This is a genomic window from Amycolatopsis kentuckyensis, from assembly GCF_002155975.1.
GTDB lineage: Bacteria > Actinomycetota > Actinomycetes > Mycobacteriales > Pseudonocardiaceae > Amycolatopsis > Amycolatopsis kentuckyensis.
Genome location: NZ_MUMI01000644.1, coordinates 1 through 4,224, shown reverse-complemented (window position 1 = coordinate 4,224; position 4,224 = coordinate 1). Strand labels below are relative to the sequence as shown.

Annotated in this window: 6 protein-coding genes; all 6 read left to right on the top strand. The window is 72.8% G+C overall.

Annotated elements, in window-relative coordinates:
• On the top strand, nt 1-710 hold a 710-nt coding region (locus CCN39_RS44650; RefSeq protein WP_143264399.1), incomplete at its 5' end, for a thiolase family protein.
• A gap of 11 nt (nt 711-721) precedes the next feature.
• Nucleotides 722-1,459, top strand: a complete 738-nt coding sequence (pcaH, locus tag CCN39_RS44645; RefSeq protein ID WP_086852878.1) for a protocatechuate 3,4-dioxygenase subunit beta — start codon at nt 722-724, stop codon at nt 1,457-1,459.
• Nucleotides 1,459-2,013 carry a protocatechuate 3,4-dioxygenase subunit alpha gene (gene pcaG / locus CCN39_RS44640; RefSeq protein ID WP_086852876.1) on the top strand — a complete coding sequence of 185 codons (555 nt, stop codon included), beginning with the start codon at nt 1,459-1,461 and terminating at the stop codon, nt 2,011-2,013. The genes pcaH and pcaG overlap by 1 nt, the downstream gene beginning before the upstream one ends.
• Before the next feature lie 4 nt (nt 2,014-2,017).
• Nucleotides 2,018-2,794, top strand: coding sequence for a 3-oxoadipate enol-lactonase (gene pcaD, locus CCN39_RS44635; protein ID WP_086852874.1), 777 nt, complete (start codon nt 2,018-2,020; stop codon nt 2,792-2,794).
• Entirely contained in the window at nt 2,791-3,192 is a 402-nt protein-coding gene (gene pcaC / locus CCN39_RS44630) for a 4-carboxymuconolactone decarboxylase (protein WP_086852872.1), read from the top strand. The genes pcaD and pcaC overlap by 4 nt, the downstream gene beginning before the upstream one ends.
• A gap of 10 nt (nt 3,193-3,202) precedes the next feature.
• A complete protein-coding gene (locus CCN39_RS44625; RefSeq protein WP_086852880.1) occupies nt 3,203-4,036 on the top strand; it encodes an IclR family transcriptional regulator domain-containing protein in 834 nt (277 codons plus the stop codon).
• The last annotated feature ends 188 nt before the right edge of the window (nt 4,037-4,224 follow it).

The window sequence follows — 4,224 nt, the reverse complement described above, 5'->3', positions numbered from 1 at the left end:
GGACGATCTCCCTCGGCGAGTCCACCGAGCAGCTCGCCGAGCGCTACGGCATCGGCCGCGACGAGCAGGACGCCTTCGCCGCCCGCAGCCACGTCAACGCCGCCAAGGCGTGGGACGAGGGCTTCTACGACGACCTGGTCGTCCCGGTCGAGGGCGTCGACCTGGCCCGCGACGAAGGCATCCGCGCGGACTCCAGCCCCGAGAAGCTCGCCAAGCTGAAGCCCGTGTTCCGCAAGGAAAACGGCACCGTCACGGCGGGCAACGCCTCCCCGCTGAACGACGGCGCCTCGGCGCTCCTCCTCGGCGACGAAGCCGCCGCGGGCCGGCTCGGCACGACCCCGCTCGCCCGGATCGCCGGCCGCGGTGCGGCGGGTGTCGACCCGGACGTCTTCGGCATCGGCCCGGTGCGCGCGGCCGAGATCGCCCTCGAACGCGCCGGGATCGGCTGGGACGACCTGGCCGCGGTCGAGCTCAACGAGGCCTTCGCGGCACAGTCGCTGGCCTGCCTGCGCGACTGGAAGGACCTCGACCCGGAGATCGTGAACACCCACGGCGGCGCGATCGCCATCGGGCACCCCCTCGGCGCGTCCGGCGGCCGGATCCTCGGCACCCTGGCGCACGACCTGCACCGCCGCGGCGGGGGCTGGGGCCTGGCTGCCATCTGCATCGGCGTCGGCCAGGGCCTGGCTGTCGTCCTCGAAGGCCGATAAGGGAGAGAAACGTGGCCACTCCGACCGAATTCCGGCTGCCGCGCTACGGGGAAGACCCCGAAGGCACCCACCCGCCCCTCGACTCCAGCGGTTACCGCTCCACGGCGCTGCGGCACCCGAAGCAGGACCTCGTCCTGCTCCCGCAGATGCTGACCGAGGTCACCGGCCCGCTGCTCGGCCCCGGCCGCCTCGGCGAGCACGACAACGACCTCACCCGGCAGCACGCCGGCGAACCGCAGGGCCAGCGCATCATCGTCACCGGACGGCTCCTCGACGGCGACGGCCGCCCGGTGCGCGACTCCCTCGTCGAGATCTGGCAGGCGAACGCGGGCGGCCGCTACCGGCACACCGGCGACCGCTGGCCGTCCCCGCTCGACCCGAACTTCGACGGCGTCGGCCGCACCCTGACCGACAGCGACGGCCGCTACACCTTCACCACCATCAAGCCCGGCGCCTACCCGTGGAAGAACCACGACAACGCCTGGCGCCCGGCGCACATCCACTTCTCGGTGTTCGGCTCGGCGTTCACCCAGCGGCTGGTCACCCAGATGTACTTCCCGGACGACCCGCTGTTCTCCCAGGACCCGATCTTCAACTCGATCCCGGACGAGAAGGCCCGGCAGCGGATGGTCTCGCGCTACGACCACGACATCACGCAGGCCGAGTGGGCGCTCGGGTTCCAGTTCGACATCGTGCTGCGCGGGCGTGACGCGTCGGTGTTCGAAGAGGAAGAGGAGGACGAAGACTGATGCCCAGGCTGCTGCCCACCCCTTCGCAGACCGTCGGCCCGTACCTGTCGATCGGGCTGCCCTGGCCCGACGGCCCGCACGTCGTGCCCGAAGGCACGCCCGGCGCGTTCTGGATCCGCGGGACCGTCCGCGACGGCAACGGCGACCCGGTCCCGGACGCCATGATCGAGACCTGGCAGGCCGATCCGGACGGCGGCTTCCGCCACCCGGACGACCCGCGCGGCGCGGCGAACGGCGAGTTCCGCGGCTTCGGCCGCTGCCCGACGGAGACCGACGGCACGTACGGCATCCTCACCCTGCTCCCGGGTGTCGTGCCCGGCGAGGGCGGCGTCCCGCAGGCCCGGCACATCGACGTCTCGGTGTTCGCGCGCGGCCTGCTCAACCGGGTCGTCACGCGCATCTACTTCGAGGACCAGGACAACTCCGCCGACCCGGTGCTGGCGACGGTCCCGGAGGAGCGGCGCGGCACGCTGATCGCGGCGAAGACCGGCGACGGCTACCGCTTCGACGTCCGGCTGCAGGGAGACGGCGAGACCGTCTTCTTCCGGGTGTGACGCCATGAGTGCCGTGAAACTGCACCGGGTCGTGGAAGGGCCCGCGGACGGGCCGGTGGTCGTGTTCGGCGGGTCGCTCGGCAGCGACCTGCGGATGTGGGAGCCCCAGGTCGCGCCGCTGGTGGAGCGCGGCTTCCGGGTGGTCCGCTACGACGCGCGCGGGCACGGCGCGTCGCCGGTCCCTCCGGGTCCCTACGAGCTCGAGGACCTGGGCGCCGACGTCCTGGCGCTCCTCGACGAGCTCGGCGTCGAGCGGGTGCACCACGTGGGCCTGTCGCTCGGCGGCATGACGGGGATGTGGCTCGGCATCCACGCACCGGACCGGATCGCGAGCCTGGTGCTGTGCTGCACGTCGGCGAAGCTCGGCCCGCCGTCGATGTGGGCGGACCGGGCCCGCACGGTCCGCGCCGAGGGCACCGCGGCGGTGGCCGAGGCGGGCGTGCAACGCTGGCTGACCCCGGGGTACCGCGAGCGGCACCCGGACCGGGCCGAGTTCCTCCGGGCGATGATCGCGGCGGTCCCGGCCGAGGGCTACGCGGCCTGCTGCGGCGCGATCGAGCGGATGGACCTACTGGACCTGCTCCCGAAGATCACCGCGCCCACGGTGGTCATCGCGGGCGCGGAAGACCCGGCCACGTCGCCGGCCGAGCACGCGCGGCCGATCGCCGAGGGCATCCCCGGCGCGCGGCTGGAGGTCGTGGCGGACGCCGCGCACCTGGGCAGCTACGAGCGGCCGGGGGAGTTCACCCGGCTGATCCTGGACCACTTGGAGCGAGCGTGACGGACCGCCATGAGCAGGGCATGAAGGTGCGGCGCGAGGTGCTCGGCGACGAGCACGTCGACCGCGCGGTCGCGGGTACGACGGAATTCAGCCGCCCGTTCCAGGACTACATCACCGAGGGCGCGTGGGGCTCGGTGTGGGCCCGCGACGGCCTGGACCGCCGCACCCGCAGCTGCGTGACCCTGGCGGCGCTGACGGCGCTGCACGCGCACAACGAGCTGGCGATGCACGTCCGGGCGGCGGTCCGCAACGGCCTGACGGCGGCGGAGATCAGCGAGGTCCTGCTGCACACGGCGGTCTACGCGGGCGCACCGGCGGCGAACGCGGCGTTCGCCATCGCCCAGCGCACCCTGGCCGAGCTCGGCGAGCCGACCGCCGTGCCGAGGGACGCCGGATAGGGTGCCGGGCATGGACGTGACGAGGCCGCAGTTCGACGTCCGCCTGGACAGCGAACCGGCGCACCGCGGGGCCCACCACGTGCAGTCGCTGGAGCGCGGCCTCGCGGTGATCAAGGCCTTCCACGCGGGAGCGTCCGAGCTGACCTTGAGCGACGTGGCCCGCGCAACGGGCCTCACCCGTGCGGCGGCGAGAAGGTTCCTCCTGACGTTGGCCGACCTGGGCTACGTCCGCACCGACGGCAAGTACTTTTCGCTGACGGCCCGGGTGCTGGAGCTGGGCTACGCGTACCTGTCGAGCATGACGCTCCCGGAAGTGGCGCAGCCCCACTTGGAGCACCTGTCGGCACGGGTCCACGAGTCGAGCTCGGTTTCGGTCCTGGAGGGCACCGACATCGTCTACGTGGCCCGGGTGGCGGTTTCCAGGATCATGACGGTGAGCATCAACGTGGGAACCCGCTTCCCGGCGCACGCGACCTCGATGGGCCACGTCCTCCTGGCCGGGCTCGCCGAGCCGGACCTGGAGGCGTACTTCCAGGTGGCGAGCTTGAACCGCTTGACAAACCACACGGTGACCGCCCCCGCCCCCCTGCGCACGGAGCTGGCCAAGGTGGCAGAGCAGGGCTGGGCAATGGTGGACCAGGAACTGGAGGAAGGCCTCCGCTCGGTGGCGGCCCCGATCCGAGGCCGAACAGGCCAGGTGGTGGCGGCGGTCAACCTCTCGACCCACGCAAGCCGCACAACGGCGGAGTCGGTGGAGAAGGACCTGGTCCCCCCACTCCTGGAGACGGCCCGGGCCATCGAAGCGGACCTGTCCATCGGAGCCCCGGACCACGCCCGTGGCTGAGCCCCCACCCACGGCAGCGGTGGCCGGGCATCAGCCCGGCCCACCGACCGCAGCGGAGCGGCGAGAACTGGCGCGGGTGCCCGCCGAGCCTCCACACCGGACGACGAGTGAAGTCGAGCTGGCGGCGCCGTTGTCCCGCGCTGTCCGCATGGCTGAGCCGCAGCCCCACACCCCGCCCACCACCGAGC